The following is an 18,453-nucleotide window of genomic DNA, read 5'->3' on the forward strand; positions in this document are numbered from 1 at the left end:
GCTGTCCTGAGCGGCTCCGGCTCACGTCATGTACAGGCCGCCGGCCACGTCGACGGTCTGTCCGGTGATGAAGCTGGCCTCGGCGGAGGTCAGGTAGAGGGCGAGATCCGCGACCTCCTCGGGAGCGCCGAGGCGGCCCATCGGGGTCAGGCGAACCTGCTCGTCGTTGACGGTGCGGCCCACCGCCCGCACCATCGGGGTTTCGATCCGGCCCGGCGCGATCGCGTTGACGCGGATGCCGAACGGGCCGAGCTCCGCCGCGAGGTGCTTGGTGAGGCCGATCAGCCCGGCCTTCGAGGCCGCGTAGTGGCAGGCGACGATCGGCGAGTGGGTCTTGCCTGCCACCGACGACATGTTGACGATCCAGCCGCGCCCGGCCGCGCGCATCGCGGGCGCCAGCGCCCGGACGGTGTTGAACGCGCCCGTCAGGTTGACCGCGACGACGCGGTTCCACTCGTCCGGATCCATCTCCCAGACCCGGTGGGCCGCGCCGTCGTGCTTGGGCGAGATACCGGCATTGTTGATGACCGTGTCGAAGGCGCCGCCCATCGCGTCGGCCGTCTCCGACAGGGCGGCCTCGACCGCCGGATAATCGGCGACGTCGAGCCGCATCGGCACGGCGCGACCGCCGGCGGCCTCGATGGCCGCGACCGCCTCCGCGACGTCGTCCGGGTTCACGTCGGCGACGCCGACCAGGGCCGCGCGCGCGCCGAAGCCCTCCGCGATCGCCCGGCCGATCCCGCGGCCGGCGCCGGTGACGAGGACGCGCCGGCCGGCGTGGCTCGCGCGCCGCGCGATCGCCTCGGGGTTCGTCTGCCGCTCTGTCATCTCAGATCCCTAGATAGGCGCGGCGGACGTGGTCGTTGTCGAGCAGGGCCGCGGACGCGTCGGCGAGGACGATCTCGCCGTTCTCCAGCACGTAGCCCCGGTCGGCGACCTGCAGCGTGTGGAACACGTTCTGCTCGACGATCAGCACGGTGGCGCCGGTCTTCACGATCCGGTCGACGACCGCGAAGACCTGCGCCACCACGATCGGCGCGAGGCCGAGGGAGGGCTCGTCGAACATCAGGAGCTTGGGCCGCGCCATCATCCCGCGGGCGATGGCCACCATCTGCTGCTCGCCACCGGACAGGGAGCCGGCGTTCTGGTCGAGGCGCTCGCGCACCCGCGGGAACAGGTCGAGCACGTCCGCGAGCGTCTCCGACTGTCGCTCGCGCGCCGCGCGGCGGTAGGCGCCCATCAGCAGGTTCTCCCGCACCGTCATCTCGGGGAAGAGCTGGCGTCCCTCGGGGATCAGGGTGACGCCCCGCGCCACCATCTCGTGGCCGGAGAGCCGGGTGACGTCCTCGTCCTCGAACAGGATCCGGCCGCGCGTCGGCGTCACGAGGCCCGCGATGGTCCGCAGCGTGGTCGTCTTGCCGGCGCCGTTCGCGCCGACGATCGTCACGACCTCACCGGCGCGCACCTCCAGCGAGACGGCGTGCAGGATGCTGGTCGCGCCGTAACCGGCATCCACGCGCTCAAGCGTGAGCATGGACGAACTCCTTGCCGAGATACGCCTCGATCACGGCGGGGTCGCGGACCACGTCCTGCGGGCTGCCCTGGGCGATGATCTGCCCGGAACTGAGGACGATCACCCGGTCGGAGAGCGCCATCACCGCCTGCATCACGTGCTCGATGGCGATGATGCTGACGCCGGAATCGCGGATCGACAGCATGAGGTCGATGGCGCGGCGCACGTCGGTCTGGTTGATGCCGGCCATCACCTCGTCGAGGAGCAGCACGCGCGGGCGCATCGCCATCACGCGGGCGACCTCGAGCCGCTTGAGGCCGCCGATGGTGAGGCCGCGCGCCTCGCTCTCGAGCCACGGCGCGAGCCCCATCCACTCGGCGGTCTCGCGCGCGACCGCCCGCGCTTCGCGGACGTCGCGGTGGCGGTGGAAGGCGCCGACCATGATGTTCTCCTCGACCGTCATGGCCGCGAAGGGCTGCACGATCTGGAAGGTGCGGCCGACGCCGAGCGTCGCGAAATCCGCCGGCCGGCCCGGCTGGTGCCACGTCCCGTCCGGCGCGCGGACGCTCACCGTTCCGGCATCGGGCTTGAGGAAGCCCGAGATCATGTTGAAGACGGTGGTCTTGCCGGCGCCGTTCGGGCCAATCAGGCCGAGGATCTCGCCCTCCCGAAGCGTGAAGCCGACATCGTTGGTCACGTGCAGGCCGCCGAAGCGCTTCTGCAGCCCCTCGACCCGGATGACGTCCGCGCCGATCGGTGGCCGCTCCGCGGACCGCGGCACGGCCGGAACCGTCCCGGCCTGCGCGCCGCGGCCGCCCGCGCCGGCCCGTTTGAAGCGGGACACGAGACCCATCAGCCCGTTGGGCAGGAACAGGACGACGAGCACCAGCACGAGGCCGTAGACGAGGCCGTGGAGCCCCAGGGCCTTCGCGCCGAGCCAGCCGCGGGCCAGTTCGGTGACCGGCACGAGGAGGAGCGCGCCGAGCAGCGGTCCGAACACCGTGCCGAGCCCGCCGATCAGCGCGAACATCGCGATCTGGATCGACAGGGTCAGCGAGAACATCGACGCCGGCTCGATGAAGGTCAGGTACATGGCGTGGAAGGTGCCCACCATCGCGGTGAGCGCCCCCGACACCGCCACGGCGATGAGCCGCACGCGCACCGTGCGCACGCCCGCGGCGCGCGCGGCCGATTCCCGCTCGCGGGTGGCGACGAGGTAGAAGCCGATCCGGTGGCTCCGCATCCACCACGCGACCGCCAGCGTCAGCAGGAGGAGCCCGAAGGCGATGGCCAGTGGCGGCCAGCGGTCCCGGAACACCATCCACGTCCAGCCGAACTTCAGCGGGATCATCAGCCCGGTGGCGCCCCCGGTCAGGTCGCGGAAATGCAGCGCCAGAACGCGGAAGACTTCGAGGAAGGCGATCGTCGCCAGCGAGAAGAACGGTCCGTGCAGCCGGAAGCACGGGTAGCTGATCGCGAGCGCCACCAGCACGGCGAGGGCGGCGCCGGCCACCATGCCGATCCACGGACTGATCCCGGCGCCGACGAGCAGCATGCCGCAATAGGCGCCGAGGCCATAGAAGATGCCGTGGCCGAGGGAGAGCTGGCCGGCGTAGCCGCCGACGATGTTCCAGGCGGTCGAGAGCGCCGCGAAGACGCAGATCGTGATGAAGACGTGGTAGATGAACGGGTTGCCGACCGCGACCGGCACGGCCACCAGGGCCGCAAGAACGAGCGCCAGGGCCGCAGCGCCCCGGCGCGGGAATGCGGACAATCCGGCGGACGGTGCGGCCGTGAGCGGGATATCGGTCATCGCGTTCCCCTCACGGCGAGACGTGGGACAGCCGGAGCTGCCGGCCGAAGAGGCCCGAGGGCTTCAGGATCAGGATCGCCAGGAACACGCCGAAGACCGCCACCTCGCGCATGTCGGCGCCGACGTAGAAGCCCGTGACGCTGTCGATCAGGCCGATCAGGATCGCCCCGACGAAGGCACCGCGGATCGAGCCGAGGCCGCCGAGAACGACGACCACGAAGGCGATCAGCACGAAGTAGGTGCCGCTGTTGGGTGAGGTCGGATAGAGCGGCGCGATCAGCACCGCCGCCACCCCGACGCAGGCCGCGCCGATGCCGAAGGTCAGGGCGTAGATCCGGTTGACGTCGATGCCCATCAGCTCGGCCGCGGCGCGGTTCTGGGCGACCGCCCGGATCGCCCGACCCGTCCGCGTGCGCGCAAGGAACGTCTGGAGCCCCGCCACGAGCACGATCGCCGCGCCGAGGATCACCACCTGCCCGAGCAGCACCCGGACCGGCCCGATCTCCAGCGGCTGGCGCAGGCCAGACGGCGGCGTGTTGGCGATGTCGGCCCCGAAGAGGAGGAGGGCGAGATTGATCAGCACCGTCGACAGGCCGACCGTGGCGAAGATCTGGATGTGATGGTCGCCCGCGGCGAGCAGCGGCTGGATGAGGAACCGCTGGGTCAGGGCGCCCAGCAGGAACAGAACCGGCACGACGAGGATCAGGGCGGCGAAGGGGTGCAGTCCGAGCCCGGTGACGGCGAGGTAGGTCAGGTACATCCCGACCATCAGGAACTCGCCGTGGGCGAAGTTGACGACCTTCACGATGCCGAAGATCAAAGTCAGCCCGACGCTGACGATCGCGAACAGGCCGCCGAGCATCACCCCGTTGGCGAGCACCTGGAGGAAGACGTCCATCCTCGATCTCCGTGACGGCGGCGCGGTTACTTGCGCATCTCCATGGGCGCGACGGCGGCGCTGTCGGGGTAGACAGTGACGAGCTTGCCCCCCTGCCACTGCATGCCCATCATCGCGGCGCGCTCGTTCTGGTTGTTTTTGCCGAACTTGAACCCGTAGCCGACCGCGGTGACGCCGTCCTTCACGTCGATGCCCTGGGCAACCTTGACGATGGTGTCGGGGTCGAAGCCCTTCGCGTTGCCGATGGCCTGGAGGATGAGCTTGGCCCCGACATAGTTGTTCAGGGAATGCCCGGAGCGGGGCGCGCTGCCGTACTTCTTCTGGTAGGCCGCAACGAAGTTCTCGATGCCGGGCGTGTACTGCGTGTTGACGAGATACTGGGTGAAATCGGTGTCGAGCACGCCCTCGATGACCTTGTGGCCGACCGCGTCCGCGGTGGGCTGCATCGAGTAACCGCCGCCGCCGCCGATGATGGCGCCGGGCTTGAAGCCCGCCTCGTTGGCCTGCTGCAGGAACAGCACGGAATCGTTCTGGTAGGATGTCTGAAGTAGGACGTCGATGCCGCGCCCCTTCAGGTCGAGGACGAGAGAAGACATGTCGACCGTCGAGGCCGGGTAGCCCTGCGCGGTCACGACGTTCAGTTTGGCCTGCGCGGCGAACTTCTTCTGGAAGCCCGCCACCGAGGTGCCGTAGCTCGAATCTTCGTAGATGATGCCGATCTTAAGGTCTTCGGGCTTCTTGCCGAGCCCGGCCGCGACCTTCTTGACGATCATCTCCACCGCGAGCTTGGCCATGTCCTCGGCCGTCGGGTTGGTGCGGTAGAGATACTGCAGCCCGCGCCCGGTGACCTCCTCAGCCACCGCGCCGAGCTCGAAATACGGGATGCCCGACAGCTCGGCCACCTGGCTCGCAGCGATCGAGCGGGCGGACGAGTAGGAGCCGAAGATCGCCACCACTTTCTCCAGCGAGATGAGGCGGCGCGCCTCGCCGATCGCCTGATTGTTGTCGACCGCATCGCCGCGGGCGAGCACGACCTTCTGCCCCTGGACGCCGCCCGCGGCGTTGATCTCGTCGACGGCGATCTCGACGCCCCGGGCGCTCTCCTCGCCCAGCAGCGCGAGCTGCCCGCTGAAGGGGAAGAGCGCGCCGAACTTCACGTCGGCGGCCCGGGCCGTCGTCTGGACCGCCGCGCCCAGCGTGAGGGCGGCGGCGAGTGCACGCGCCAGAACTCTCATCGTTTCCTCCCGTGTCAGTCGTCGACCCGGCGCTTCGCGCGCCTTCTCGTCGGGTCGGCCGTCGGCGTCAGTAGGCGAGGGCGTCCTTGCCCTCGAAGCTGGTGATTGGCGGGTAGGCCCGCTGTTCGGTGATCACGTCGATCACCGTGACGGCGCCGCTCGCGAGCGCGTCGCGCAGCGCCTGCGCGAGATCCTCGGGGCGCTCGACGCGCGTCCCGGCGCAGCCGCAGGCGCGCGCGATCGCGGCATGGTCCACCGCCTCGAAATCGCAGACGTCGGTGAAGTCGCCGAACAGGCTCAGCTCCGCGTGCTTCTGGTAGCCGAGGATCTGGTTGTTCAGGACGACGACGATGACCGGAAGCCGCATGCGCCGCGCCGTCTCCAGCTCCGACCAGACGTGGCCGAATCCACCGTCGCCGGTCACGCAGATCACGGGCGCGTCGGGGCGGGCGGCCTTGGCGCCGAGGGCGAAGGGCAGGCCCCAGCCGAGGCCCGCGATGCCGCGCGGCGTCAGGAAGCGCTGGCCGGCCTTCCGCGCCGTGAGGAAGTTGGCGATCCAGATCGAGGCGTAGCTTGCGTCGGCGACGACGACGGTCTCGGGGGTCGTCACCGCGTCGATCTCGGCCATGATCCGCTCGGGCCGGATCGGGGCGGCCTCCATGTCGACGAGGCGGGCCATGTCGCCGACCTGGGCCTCCCGGGCACGGGCGATGGTGCCGGCGAGGGCCGCGCGGCGGCCTTCCAGTTCCGACAGGTCGCGCTGCCGCAGCGCCTCGGCGAGGGCAGCGAGGGTCAGCTTGGCGTCGCCGACGAGGCGCAGGGCCTCGTAGTTCCGGCCGACCTCGCCCCCGTCGACGTCGAGATGGATGAACCGGGCGCCGGCCGGGTAGAGCGACCAGCTGTCGGTGCCGTTCTGGTTGGTGCGGTTGCCTATGAGGAGGACGACGTCGGCCTCTGTGACGAGCGTGCGCAGGTGGGACGAGCGCGCCCGCGGCGCCATGAAGTAGCCGACGACCCCGACGGAGAGCGGGTCGGTCTCGGCGACGGCGCCCTTGCCCATCACCGTTGTGGCGACCGGCAGTCCGAGGGTCTGCAGGGCGGCGAGTTCAGGATAGGCCCCGGAGGAATGGACGCCGCCGCCCGCGATGACCAGCGGGCGCCGCGCCCCGGCGATCAGGTCCGCGGCCTCCGCGATCCGGGCCGGGTCGGCGAGGGTGCGGTCGAGGGGGTAGGTGCCGAGGCTGGCCGACCGGCGCGGTGCGGCGGCCTCGAAGTCCGGCCGCTCGTCGAGCAGGTCCAGGGGCACCAGCAGCACCGCCGGCCCGGGCCGCCCGGAGGCCGCGGCCGCGAAGGCCATGTCGACGTAGTCGTCGATGCGCTCGGCGACCGCGACCCGGCGGACCCACTTGGCGACGCCCGCGAACAGGGCGAGGTGGTCGAGTTCCTGGAAGGCGTTCCGGTCGGTGAAGTTGCGGTGGACGTCCTGGACGATCGCGACGACCGGAATGGACGCCTTCAGGGCTTCCGCGAGGCCTGGCACCAGCAGGGTCGCGGCGGGGCCGTTCTGGGCCGCGACCACCGCGACCCGGCCCGAGATCCGCGCGTAGGCGTCGGCCATCGCGGCGCCGGCATTCTCGGTGCGGTAGCCGATCTGGCGGATGCCGTGATGCGGTGCGGCCAGGAACAGGGCCGAGGGGATGCTCTGGCCGAACACGTCGCGGACCCCGTGCCGGTGGAGCGCGGCCGCGAGGGCGTGGGCGCCGGTCATGTTGGCACGCTCGGACATCTCGGACATCAGCGGCTCCCCTGCGCGGCGTCGCCCATCGACAGGACGATCTTCCCGATATGCCGGCCCGCATCCATGCGGGCATGGGCCTCCGCGACCCGGTCGAACGGGAACACGGAATCGATCGAAGGTCGCGCCCGGCCCGCCGCGAGCAGCGGCAGGACGTGCTCGGCGAGGGCGTCGGCGAGGCGCGCCTTCAGGGCGACCGGACGGGCGCGAAGCGTCGAGCCCGTCAGCGTCACGCGCTTCATCAGGAGCGGCTGGAAGTCGATCTCCGTCACCCGCGAGCCCTGCTGGAAGGCGATCTGGGCAATGCGCCCATCGACCGCCACGGCGTCGAGATTGCGGGCGATGTAGGGGCCGCCGACCATGTCGAGGATCACGTCGGGCCCGCGCCCGTCGGTGGCCGCCCGGGAGGCCGCGACGAAATCCTCCCTCCGGTAATCGATGGCGGCGTCCGCGCCGAGCTTGAGGCAGGCCGCGCACTTCTCCGGGGAACCCACGGTGACGATCACTCGGGCGCCGCGGGCCTTCGCCAGCAGGATCGCCGTAGTGCCGATGCCCGAGGAGCCGCCGTGAATCAGGAGGCTCTCGCCCGCCTGCAGCCGGGCGCGCTCGAACACGTTGCTCCAGACGGTGAAGTAGGTCTCGGGGATCGCGCCCGCCTCGACCGCCGGCAGGCCGTCCGGCACGGGCAGCGCGACGGCCTCGTCGACGACGGCCCACTCGGCGTAGGCGCCGCTATGGACCAGCGCCATGACCCGGTCCCCGGGCCGGAAGCGCCCCGCGCCGGGCCCGAGCGCCTCAACGACGCCGGCGAGTTCGAGCCCGAGCACCTCCGAGGCGCCGGGCGGCGGCGGGTAGCGGCCCTCGCGCTGCATCACGTCCGGGCGGTTGATGCCCGCGGCCTCGACGCGCACGAGCACCTGACCCTGGCCCGGCTCCGGGCGGGGACGCTCGACGATCCGGAGGACCTCCGGACCGCCTTGCCCGGCGGCGATCACGGCTCTCATCCCGATGCTCATCGCTCGCCCCCCCGCGTTTCCGCCGCTTCGGGAAGAAGCAGCACCTTCATGGCTTGCCGGCTGCGCGCCAGATCGAACCCCGCCTGGGCCTCGGCCAGAGGACGTCGATGAGTGATCAGCGCGTCGAGCGTTCCGGCATGGGCGGCGAGAAGACGGATGGCCTCGTCGAAGGCGCGCGCCGTGGTGTCGTGAGCCGCGCGAAGCTGCTTCTTGCTGCGGACGAAACTGGTCAGGTCGAGGTCAAGGGAGCCGGAATGGATCCCGGCCACCACCAGCACGCCGCCGGAACGCAGCGCGGCCAGCCCCTCCACCACCGACCGGGCGGATCCCGTCGCCTCGATCACCCGGTCGGCCTCGCCGCCGAGGGCGTTCCGGATTGCGGCTTCGAGGCTGCCGCTGGTGAGATCAGCCGTCTCACGGATGCCGATCCGGCGGGCAACGTCGAGGCGGGCGGCGTCGTCGAGACCGGCGAGCAGCACGACCGCACCCCGGAGCTGCGCCACGAAGGCGATGCAGAGGCCGATCGGGCCCGGTCCGAGCACCGCCACCCGGTCGCCTGGTCCGACCTCCGCCACGTCCACGGCGTTGACCGCGACCGCGAGCGGCTCAGCCAGGGCAGCGATAGCCAGGGGCATGTCGTCGGGGAGGCGGCGGCAATTCGCGGCGGGAACGACGACCTGTTCGGCGAAGGCTCCGTCAGCGTGCAGGCCGACGATCCGCCGGCTCTGGCAATCCTGCGGCCGGTCGGCGGCGCAGGCCGAGCAGGCGCCGCACGGCACCGTCGGCCAGCAGGTGACCCGGTCGCCGACGGCGAGCGCGGTCACGCCGTCGCCCACGGCCCGGACCGTGCCGGCGAACTCGTGGCCGAGGGTGACCGGCATGAAAGAGCTCATGAACCCGTAGCCCGGCGTCCACTCGAAGGCGTGGATGTCGCTGCCGCAGATGCCGGCCGCGGCAACCGCGATGGTCACGCGGCCCGCGCCCGGCCCGGGCGGCGCATCGACATGGACGAGGTCCGCCCCGAAGGCGGCCGTCGCCTTGCGCAACGCAAGCATTTCCGTCCCCTGTCTACCGCTGGGCCTCTCAGCCCCGCGGCCTGCGACACGGTGTGGACCGTCGACGCAGACTGTAATTTGTTATAACAAGCATCAGGCAAAGGGGAGGAATATGTCAAGCGCCTCGGCGTCAGAGCCAGACACCGGCGAAATCTTGCCGGACTGGGTCCGTCCGATCGTCAAGGAGAGCCTGAGCGAGCGCGCCTATCGCGAGTTGCGAGTCGCGCTGATGCGCGGGCAACTGCGCCCGGATACGCGCCTGCGTCTGCGCCCGATGTCGGTCCGGTTCGGCATCAGCGCGACGCCCATGCGCGAGGCCCTACTCAGGCTCGTTGCAGAGAAGGCGCTCGCGCTCGACGCACGCGGGACCGTCGTCGTGCCCCGGCTGACCCTGGATCAGCTCCTAGAGATTCGGGCGATCCGCACCGATCTCGAGGGGCGTGCCGCCGCCGCGGGAGCTGACAGGCGCGCGACCGAGGTCGACGAGCTGGAGGCAATCCACGCGCAGATCTCGCAATGCCACGCGAGCCGCGACTTCGCGCGCGCGGTGAACCTCAACACCGAATTTCATTTGGCGCTTTGCAGGCTCGGTCAGATGCCGATCCTGTACGAAATCGTCGAACTGCTGTGGGTGCGATGCGGCCCGATCCTCTCGCACCTCTATGACAACGGAGTTCCTGATTGGGAGCCCCATCCGCATCGGCGAATCATCGACGCCCTGCGCCGCGGCAACTCGGATGCGGCCCGCGATGCGGTCCGAGAGGATATCGAGCACGGTGGCAGCGGGTTGTTTGCCCATGTCCGCGCCTAGTCCGCGGGGTGACGGGCGGCTCGTCAATTGGGCAGCCACGTCCTCCTTCACGCCCTGCTGGTCCGAAAGCGGGCCGGCGCAAATCCACTCATCTGAGACGTTCAGGCGGGCGATTCGTGGTGGTAAATGCTGGCCGAAACGCGCCGTTGCGCTCATAGGCGCCCATATTAAAAAACAGACCTTGCATCCACGCGATAGCAAACCCACCACGTTGTGGATTGGCGAGTCATGACTAATAGAGTTGGACCTGAACAGATTCTAGAATCCGGTTACATGGATTTTTTCTCAGTGATTGCATGCAAACGTGGCGTGAAGCGGTCAAGCGCATGTAGGCTAAGGTCGAAGCTTGGTTTCTTGCCCGTGGCGAGATCGGCTAGAACCTCACCCACGACGCTGCAAAACTTGTAACCGTGGCCAGAGCAGGGCGAGGCGACGACCACTTGGGGCAGGTCTGGCAGCGTATCGATCACGAAGTGCTCATCCGGTGTGTTTGTGAAGAAGCACGCCCGCATCGCCATCGTCGGACCGTTCGCTTGGGGAAAGTAGCGGCTGACACAGGGGCGTAGCACCGCCTCGTCCTCGGCGCCGCATTCCCGCGACAAGGTATCAGCACCGCCCGTCTCACCGAGATGGTGCCAGCGGCCGATCTTGAAGCCCGGCACGTGCCAGATCGGAAAGCCGTAGAACTTGCCCTCGTCGACCTCCATGTTGAACACCGGGAAGCACTCCGGTGCGAACAGAGCCGGTTCCCGCGGCTGGAACCAGCCGAGCACTTGCCGTTCGGGCACCGCGACGGTTTTGAGTTGAGGTACGAACTCACCCATCCAAGAGCCTGCCGCGAGGATGAGCCGTCCCGCCTCGTAGGTGCCGCGTGCGGTCTTGACGCGCACGCCCGACGCAGTCGGCTCCCAACTCAGCACCGGCTCCCGCGCCCGAATCTCGGCACCCGCAGCCTGCGCTTGTGTGACGTGCGCGACGATCGCGCGCTCCGCAGAGACGAAGCCACCATCTGGTTGGAGGACGGCACGATGCGTGTCGGGCAGGTTGTAGCCAGGCGCCACACGCCGCAACTCAGCGCCATCGAGCAGTCGATGCGGGAGGTCATGCATCCGGCAGGCCGCGAGCGAGCCCTCGACCATAGCGCTGCCCTCCGGCCCCGCGTCGATCGAGCCGGTGATGAATAGAAGCTGTTCCCCGAAGCGTCCCTCCAATTCCCGCCAGTTCTCGTAGGCGCGGCGCAGCAGTGGCACGTAGGAAGGATCCTCGAAGTAGGCGAGACGGATGATCCGATTGAAGCCGTGCGAGGATCCCATGGCGTGCGGGATGTCGAAGCGCTCGAGGCCGAGAACCCGGACGCCGCGGCGGGCGAGATGCCAGCAGGCGGCCGAGCCCATGCCGCCGACGCCGAGCACGATGACGTCGTAGGTGTTCACTGACATCGCGTGGTCTCCGAAGTTGTCCGGGAAGCAACTAGGCCCAGACGTCGCCGAGCAGGGTGAGCCAGTTGCGGCCCATCACCCGCTCGATGCGGGAGGTCTGCCAGCCGCGCCGCTCCATGGCGGCGGTGAGGTTCGGGAAGTCGCCGATCGTGCGGATGCCCTCGGGGTTCAGGACCTCGCCGAAATCCGTGAGCTTGCGCCCGTCACCCTTGTCGTGGGTGATGTAGTCGAAGAAGGCCTGCCCGTAGCCCTGCGTGAAGTCGGTGCCGATGCCGGCGTTCTCTTCGCCGACCAGATCGATCACGTACGCGATTGCGTCGAGATAGTCCTCGATCGTCGCGGCCGCGCCCCGGGCCAGGAACGGCGGGAACATGGTCACGCCCACGAAGCCGCCTCGCTCGGCGATGAAGCGCAGCTGCTCGTCCGTCTTGTTGCGCGGATGGTCTTTCAGGGCTGCGGGCAGGCAGTGGGAGTAGGCGACGCGCCGCTGCGAGGCGCGGATCGCATCCGCGCTGGTCTTCGGCCCGACATGCGAGAGGTCGCAAAGGATGCCGAGTCGGTCCATCTCGGCCAGCACGTCGCGGCCGAAATCGGACAGCCCGCCGTCGCGCGTCTCGTAGCAGCCCGAACCGACGAGGTTCTGGGTGTTGTAGGTGAGCTGGACGATGCGCAGGCCGAGCGCGTGGAATAGCTCCAGGTACTCGATGCGATCCTCGATCGCGCTGGTGTTCTGCCAGCCGTGGATGATGCCGGTGCGGCGCTCCGCCTTCGCGCGGTGGATGTCGGCGACACTGTGGATCGGGGTGATCAGGTCGGCGTGCTCGCGAAACCAGCGACGCCACCGGGCCATCGTTCGCATGGTCGTGGCGAAATCCTCCCAGACGGAGCAGGTGCAGTTCGCCGCGGTGACGCCGCCGCGGCGCATGTCCGCGAAGACCTCGGGCCCGAAATCGGAGACGATCAGCCCGTCGATCACGATCAGGTCGTCGTGCCTCGTGGTCATGGTGCGTCCTCTCAGAGTTCGACGGGGACGAAGTGGCAGGCGTCCGGTGGGACGGCGACGTGAACACGCGCGCCGGGTTCGAGCATGACCGGGCCGCCGGTTGCAGGGGTCGCCCGGCGCGCCGTCAGGCACAGGCCAGACGTGGTTCGCAGCCGGTACTCGACCGAGAGACCCCGGTAGGTCGCCGCCTCGATCTCGGCATCCAACATGTCGGGCTCCGTGTCCGCGCCGGGAAAGGAGATCCGGACCCGCTCGGGACGGATCGCGAGGACCGTCGTCCCCCGGCCGGCGACCGCACCCGGGACGCGGATCGCGTTGCCGTCGGCGAGCCGGAACAGGCCCGGTCCCTCGACCGTCCCAGGTAGGAGGTTCGTCACCCCCATGAACTCCGCCACGAAGCGCGAGCGCGGCGCGCCGAACACCGCCTCCGGGCTTCCGTCCTGCTCGATCCGCCCGGCGCGCATCACGACGATGCGGTCGGCGATCGAGAGCGCCTCGTCCTGATCGTGCGTGACGAAGATCGTGGTGATGCCCATCGCTTTCTGGATCTGGCGGATCTCGAGCTTCATCTCCCCGCGCAGTTGCGCGTCGAGGTTGGAGAGCGGCTCGTCGAGGAGCAGCACAGAGGGCTCGATCACCAGGGCTCGGGCGAGAGAGACCCGCTGCTGCTGGCCGCCGGAGAGCTGCTTGGGCAACCGATCCGACATCGCGGACAGGCGCACCCGGTCGAGCGCCCGGGCGACGCGGGACGCGATCTCGGCTCGGGGCAGGCGACGCATCTCCAGGCCGAAGGCGACGTTCTGGGCGACGCTCATGTGCGGAAACAGGGCATAGCTCTGGAAGCCGAAGCCGATGTTGCGCTTGGCCGGCGGCAGACGGGTCACGTCACGCCCCCCGATCAAAATGCTGCCGGCATCCGTCTCGACGAACCCGCCGACCATCCGCAGCGTCGTGGTCTTGCCGCAGCCCGAGGGGCCGAGCAGGGCGACGAGCTGGCCCTCGGGCACATCGAGGGTGATGTCGTCCACGGCCGTGAAGCCGCCATAGCGCTTGATCAGGGAACGCAGTGCGACCGTTGTCGACATGGTCCGTTCTCCGGGCTGTCGGGTGGCAGTATCAAAAGGCCTGCGCGAGACGTGCGTAGCGGTCGCTGACGAGGAGCGCCGCACCGACGATCAGGATCTGGACGGTGGCGACCGCCGCGACCGTCCCGTCGAGGTTCCATTCGAGATAGTTGACGAGGGCGATCTGCAGGGTCGTCCGGCCCGGACCGACGAGGAAGATCGACTTCTCCAGATCGATGAACGAAATCACGAAGGAGAACAGGGCCGCCGCGACGATGGCGGGCCGGATCGCTGGAAGGGTCACGCGCCGCAGCACGGTGAGCGGGCCGGCGCCGAGGCTCGCAGCAGCCTCCTCGATCGCCCGGTCAGCCGAGGCGAGCGAGGCGCTGACCAGCCGGATGGTCCAGGGCAGCGCGATCAAGGTGTGCGCCACGAGCAAGCCGCCGATCGTGCCGGCCACCTGGATGTCGAGGAGCGCCTCCACCTCGATGAAGGCGATGAACAGGGCGGCTCCGCCGACGATGCCCGGCACCACCATCGGTGCGAGCAGCAGAGCCTGGACGGCATCGCGGCCGGGGAAGCGGCCGCGCACTAGGCCGAGGCTCGCCGGCACGCCCAGAGCGAGGCTCGCCGCCGTGGCGAACAGCGCCGTCTGCACGCTGGTGATGAAGCCGTCCCGGAAGGCGTCCGTGTCGAGGGCCCGCGCGTACCAGTCGAGGGTATAGCCGTGCGCCGGGAAGGCGAGGATGCGGTTAGCGAAGAACGACACCCAGACGATGACCACCAGGGGTAGCACGATGAAGGCGAGGACTGTGCCCGAGATGGCGCCGTAGGTCCGGCGGATGCCTGCACGCGACATGGCCCTACTCCGACCAGCGCCGGTAGCGGCGCTGTACGAGGACGTTGGCGGTGGTCGTCAGCACGAGGGTGACAGTCATCAGCACGAAGGCGAGGGCTGCACCGAACGGCCAGTTCATAGCCTTAGCCACCTGCTGGTAGACCTCAGGCGCCATCATGTGGAACTGTGGGCCGCCGATCAGCACCGGCGTGGCGTAGGCGTTCATCGACAGGATGAAACAGAGCATCGTGCCGGCGAGCAGCCCGGGCAGCGCGAGCGGCAGCACGACCCGCCGCAGGATCGTGAGGTGCCCGGCGCCCAGACTCTCGGCCGCCTCCTCGAGGACCGGATCGATCCGCTCGATCACGCTCTGCAGCGTCACGATCATGAAGGGCAGCGTCACCGAGACGAGACCGATCACCACGGCAGTGGGGGTGTACATCAGCCGGGGTGGAGTGAGCCCCACCGCGGAGACCAGAGCGGCGAGAAGACCCTTGTCGCCGAGGATGACCATCCAGGCAGCGGTGCGGACCGCGTTGCCCATGAGGAGCGGGAGAATGATGAGGATCAGGAGCCTCGACTTCCAGCGCGATCCGACCTGCCGCACCAGCGCGTAGGCAACGGGAAATCCGAGCGCGAGGCAGATCAGCGTCGAGAGGGCCGCCACCCAGAGGGTCGTCAGCAGGACGTCTCGATAGAAGGCGTCGTGCAGGAACTTGGCGTAGTTGGCGAGGGTGAACCCCTCAACCATCAGCTCGCCCGGCACGAACCGGTTGAAGCTGTAGCGAAACATTAGAGCGAGCGGCCCGAGAAGAGCTATGACGACCAGCAGCGTCCCCGGCAGGACACCGCCGATGACTCGGGGAATCCGCGGCCGGCTCCGGGGCGCGAAGTCGGGCGCCAGGACCTCCGGGTGTGCGAGGGTAGCCATCGGGTCAGCGTGCCATCGTCTTGTTCCACCACTCGAGCCACTCGGCGGTGTTCTTCGAGACGTAGGCGTAATCCGGGAAGTTGAGGTGCTCGCGTTCCTCGGGCGAGAAGTCGATCCGGGTACGCAAATCCGGGCTCAGCTCCGCCGAACCGTTGGCCGGCGCGTAGAAGCTCGCCGCGGCGAGTTCCGCCATCGCCTTCCGATCGAGCATCGCGTTCAGGTAGACGTAGGCGCCCTCCGGGTTCGGTGCGCGTCTCGGCATACCAGCGCCGAAGGTGATCGCGATTGCGCCCTCCTTCGGGTACTGGATGGCCAGCGGCGACCCCTCGTTAATCCATTGCAGGCCGCGGGCCTTGTAGTTGAGGGCGATGTCGACCTCGCCGGTGGCCAGCGCGGCGCCGAGCTGCTGGTGTGCTGCGTAAAGGCGGGGCTGGACCAGCTCCTTCAGCGCGACGAGCCGGTCTCGGCCGGAATCGACGCTCGTCATGTTGCCGCCCTGGATCAGGCCGGACATCATCATGTAGTTGAAGTAGAGCTGATTGGTCAGTCCGAGCCGGCCGGCCCACTTCTTGTCCCAGAGCTCTTCATAGGATCGAGGCGGATCCTTGATCTTATCCTTGTTATAGATGATGACTACGCCGCTGTAGAGCCACGGCACGAAATAGTCCTTGCGTAGGGCCGGCACCACATCGCCGTAGTTCGGGATACGCGCTCGGTCGAGGTCGGCGAGCACGTCCTGCTTCATCATCTCGAATCCGTCCGAATCGTTCAGATGGATCACGTCGATGCTGCCCCGGCGCAGGCGGCGCTCAGCCAGCAGCTTGGCCTTGCGCTCCGGCTCCATGCCGAGATCGCGCACGACGGTCAGTCCCTGCGTCTCCACGAGGGGCGTCTCGACGAAGCGCACCGTGCGCTGGTTCCAGTCACCGCCCCAATTAGAGACGACGACCGTGCCGGCTGCCGCGTGCGCCTCGCCCCCCACGCCTGCCGTGAGGATTGCCGCCGCGCTGCCGAGGAGCGCCTGCCGACGCGTCGGTGAAAACGTCTCGGCGGACCGGAAAGCATTCATCGGCTCACACTCCTGCGAAGGGTCGGCGGGCGGAGGATCGGGCCGCCTCGCGCGGACGGTCCGGCGATCAGGCGGCGTTGCGCAGTCCCACCTCGTCGAGGTAGGCGACACAGCGCTTCAGCGGCTCGACGTCGGCGAATTTCGCGTCGATGTCGAACAGGTTCCAGGCGACGGCGCCGGGCACGCGGTCGCCGATGCACTCCTGCACCGCGATGGTGCGGAAGCCCTCAGCAAGACCGTCGCAGAGCGTCGTGCGAACGCAGGCCGAGGCAGTCACCCCCGTGACCAGGATCGTGTCGACGTTATTGGCGCGCAGGAAGCCGGCAAGATAGGTGCCGTGGAAGGCACTCGCGCGCTTCTTCACCAGCACCTGCTCGCCCGGCATGGGCTCGATACGGCTGTCGATCGCCCAGAGCTCGGGCTTGTTCTGGTCGACGACCTCGACCGGGATCTTACGGTGCCACAGACCCATGTCGGTCTTGGGACTGTCGACGTCGGTGACTTGGTAGCAGGTGGTGACGTGCACGACCGGGTGATTGTTGCGGCGGCAGGCGGCCAGAAGCGCCTGGACACCGGGGATGATCTGCTCGTCGATGTTCTCGCAGGTGAAAGGATTGCCCGGCCGCGTCCAGGCGTTGGCGAGGTCGACATTGATCAGGGCGGGACGCCGGCCGAACCCGACCCGGCGCTGAAAACCGCGCTCCTTGTACAGCGCGCGCGCCTCGGCGAAGGCGGCTTCGAGGGCGCTGTCGAGTTCGGTGTTGAAAGCCATCTGTCTGGTCCCCTGCATCGTTCGTTCCAGCCCGCCGCGGCGGGATCGAAGCGAGGATGTTGCAGATGGCTCCGGGTGTGAAATGATAAATCACGAGTCATTGATACGATTTTTGGCATCAAATGCGATTCGACCTTCGGCACGTGACGAGCTGCCTCGTCCTGGCTCAGGAGCTTCATTTCGGCCGGGCAGCCCAGCGCCTCGCGACGACGCAGCCGGGCCTGAGCCGCCTAATCGCGGAACTCGAAATCGGCGTCGGAGTGAAGCTGTTCCGCCGTACGACCCGAACGGTCGAGGTCACGGAAGCTGGCCGCGCCTTCCTTGCCGAGTGCCGGATCGGCCTCGATCATCTTGAGCGAGCCGTGACGCTGGCTCAGCGTACGGCGACTGGCATGGCCGGTGTTCTGCGCGTCGGCTACATGGATTTCGCGATCAACGGCCGATTGCCGGAGCTTGTCCGCGCCTTCAGCGAAGTGCGGCCTGGGATCCGGCTGGAGCTGTCGCACGTCCCCTCACAACTGCAGCGCGAGGCGTTGCTCAACGATCGCATCGACGTCGGCTTTACCCTGAGCGCTGTCGATAATGAGCACTTCGACAGCCTGCTCTTCGACCGCGACTCCTACGTGGCCCTGTTGCCGGTGACCCATCCTCTCTCGAATGCGCGCAGCCTTACGCTCAAGGATCTTGCCGGGGAGCCGTTCGTGATGGGATCGGGCGGGAGCTGGAGCGCTTACCGCGAGGCATTCTTCGCGATCTGTCACCGCCGCGGCTTCCATCCGATCATCAGCCAGGAGGCATCGTCCAGCGAGGGGATTTTCGGCCTCGTGGCGGCGGGCGCCGGCGTGAGCACCTACGCCAGCTGTGTACGCAACGTGCAGCGGCGTGGGATCGTGATCCGCTCCCTCGACGATGTACCCGACACCATCGCGACCTACGCGACTTGGATGAAGCCGGCCCGATCCACCAGCCTCGAAGCCTTCACCTCCTTCCTGGCAACTGTGTGGGGCGCTGCGCCAGCAAGTACCAACACGCAATCGAAGCTTTGAGAACGCGAACGGAAGCGGGCTGCCTCTGATCTCCTGCGGCACAAGGCGGCTTCGGATGCCAGCTAGGGGCCACCTTCGGAGAACAAGAAGCTATCTCGGGCTGTAATCTCGAAGGTCCCGTAGCGTTTCCAATTCCGACCTGTAGATCCAATTCC

General features: G+C 68.6%; 17 protein-coding genes. 2 read left to right on the forward strand and 15 right to left on the reverse strand.

Annotated elements, in window-relative coordinates:
- Positions 1 to 21: 21 nt before the first annotated feature.
- From fabG to BLT59_RS25065, 8 genes are all read right to left on the reverse strand, one after another.
- Positions 22 to 828, reverse strand: a complete 807-nt coding sequence (fabG, locus tag BLT59_RS25030) for a 3-oxoacyl-ACP reductase FabG (protein WP_091787229.1) — start codon at positions 826 to 828, stop codon at positions 22 to 24.
- Position 829: 1 nt separating this feature from the next.
- A complete protein-coding gene (locus BLT59_RS25035; protein ID WP_091787231.1) occupies positions 830 to 1,534 on the reverse strand; it encodes an ABC transporter ATP-binding protein in 705 nt (234 codons plus the stop codon).
- Positions 1,521 to 3,326, reverse strand: coding sequence for a branched-chain amino acid ABC transporter ATP-binding protein/permease (locus BLT59_RS25040; protein WP_091787233.1), 1,806 nt, complete (start codon positions 3,324 to 3,326; stop codon positions 1,521 to 1,523). The genes BLT59_RS25035 and BLT59_RS25040 overlap by 14 nt, the downstream gene beginning before the upstream one ends.
- Positions 3,327 to 3,336: 10 nt before the next feature.
- Positions 3,337 to 4,224, reverse strand: coding sequence for a branched-chain amino acid ABC transporter permease (locus tag BLT59_RS25045; RefSeq protein WP_091787234.1), 888 nt, complete (start codon positions 4,222 to 4,224; stop codon positions 3,337 to 3,339).
- Positions 4,225 to 4,250: 26 nt separating this feature from the next.
- Entirely contained in the window at positions 4,251 to 5,459 is a 1,209-nt protein-coding gene (locus BLT59_RS25050) for an ABC transporter substrate-binding protein (RefSeq protein WP_091787236.1), read from the reverse strand.
- A gap of 67 nt (positions 5,460 to 5,526) precedes the next feature.
- Positions 5,527 to 7,254, reverse strand: coding sequence for an acetolactate synthase catalytic subunit (locus BLT59_RS25055; protein WP_091787238.1), 1,728 nt, complete (start codon positions 7,252 to 7,254; stop codon positions 5,527 to 5,529).
- Positions 7,254 to 8,270 (reverse strand): NAD(P)H-quinone oxidoreductase, encoded by a 1,017-nt coding sequence (locus BLT59_RS25060; RefSeq protein ID WP_091787240.1) that lies wholly within the window; start codon positions 8,268 to 8,270, stop codon positions 7,254 to 7,256. The genes BLT59_RS25055 and BLT59_RS25060 overlap by 1 nt, the downstream gene beginning before the upstream one ends.
- Positions 8,267 to 9,325, reverse strand: coding sequence for a zinc-dependent alcohol dehydrogenase (locus BLT59_RS25065; protein ID WP_091787242.1), 1,059 nt, complete (start codon positions 9,323 to 9,325; stop codon positions 8,267 to 8,269). Before BLT59_RS25065 ends, BLT59_RS25060 begins: the two co-directional genes overlap by 4 nt.
- Positions 9,326 to 9,437: 112 nt before the next feature.
- Between BLT59_RS25065 and BLT59_RS25070 the strand changes: the two genes are divergently transcribed.
- Positions 9,438 to 10,136 carry a GntR family transcriptional regulator gene (locus tag BLT59_RS25070; RefSeq protein WP_091787244.1) on the forward strand — a complete coding sequence of 233 codons (699 nt, stop codon included), beginning with the start codon at positions 9,438 to 9,440 and terminating at the stop codon, positions 10,134 to 10,136.
- A gap of 269 nt (positions 10,137 to 10,405) precedes the next feature.
- Here BLT59_RS25070 and solA read toward each other — a convergent pair whose 3' ends face one another.
- The 7 genes from solA to BLT59_RS25105 all read right to left on the reverse strand — a co-directional run bounded on the left by solA (position 10,406) and on the right by BLT59_RS25105 (position 17,252).
- On the reverse strand, positions 10,406 to 11,575 hold the full coding sequence (gene solA, locus BLT59_RS25075) for an N-methyl-L-tryptophan oxidase (protein ID WP_091787247.1): 1,170 nt from the start codon (positions 11,573 to 11,575) through the stop codon (positions 10,406 to 10,408).
- 31 nt (positions 11,576 to 11,606) lie between these two features.
- Positions 11,607 to 12,578, reverse strand: a complete 972-nt coding sequence (locus tag BLT59_RS25080; RefSeq protein WP_091787250.1) for a dipeptidase — start codon at positions 12,576 to 12,578, stop codon at positions 11,607 to 11,609.
- 11 nt (positions 12,579 to 12,589) lie between these two features.
- Positions 12,590 to 13,663 carry an ABC transporter ATP-binding protein gene (locus tag BLT59_RS25085; RefSeq protein ID WP_091787253.1) on the reverse strand — a complete coding sequence of 358 codons (1,074 nt, stop codon included), beginning with the start codon at positions 13,661 to 13,663 and terminating at the stop codon, positions 12,590 to 12,592.
- Between the two features lie 31 nt (positions 13,664 to 13,694).
- Positions 13,695 to 14,501, reverse strand: a complete 807-nt coding sequence (locus tag BLT59_RS25090) for an ABC transporter permease (protein ID WP_091787256.1) — start codon at positions 14,499 to 14,501, stop codon at positions 13,695 to 13,697.
- A 4-nt stretch (positions 14,502 to 14,505) separates the two neighbouring features.
- Entirely contained in the window at positions 14,506 to 15,411 is a 906-nt protein-coding gene (locus BLT59_RS25095; protein ID WP_091787259.1) for an ABC transporter permease, read from the reverse strand.
- 4 nt (positions 15,412 to 15,415) lie between these two features.
- The gene (locus BLT59_RS25100; protein ID WP_091787261.1) at positions 15,416 to 16,480 is read right to left on the reverse strand and encodes an ABC transporter substrate-binding protein; all 1,065 of its coding nucleotides are present in this window, start codon (positions 16,478 to 16,480) and stop codon (positions 15,416 to 15,418) included.
- 67 nt (positions 16,481 to 16,547) lie between these two features.
- A complete protein-coding gene (locus BLT59_RS25105; RefSeq protein ID WP_091787264.1) occupies positions 16,548 to 17,252 on the reverse strand; it encodes an isochorismatase family protein in 705 nt (234 codons plus the stop codon).
- Positions 17,253 to 17,374: 122 nt separating this feature from the next.
- On the opposite strand from BLT59_RS25105, the gene BLT59_RS25110 reads away from it, so the two are divergent.
- Entirely contained in the window at positions 17,375 to 18,298 is a 924-nt protein-coding gene (locus BLT59_RS25110; RefSeq protein WP_091787266.1) for a LysR family transcriptional regulator, read from the forward strand.
- The last annotated feature ends 155 nt before the right edge of the window (positions 18,299 to 18,453 follow it).

The organism is Methylobacterium sp. UNC378MF, assembly GCF_900103195.1.
Lineage (GTDB): Bacteria > Pseudomonadota > Alphaproteobacteria > Rhizobiales > Beijerinckiaceae > Methylobacterium.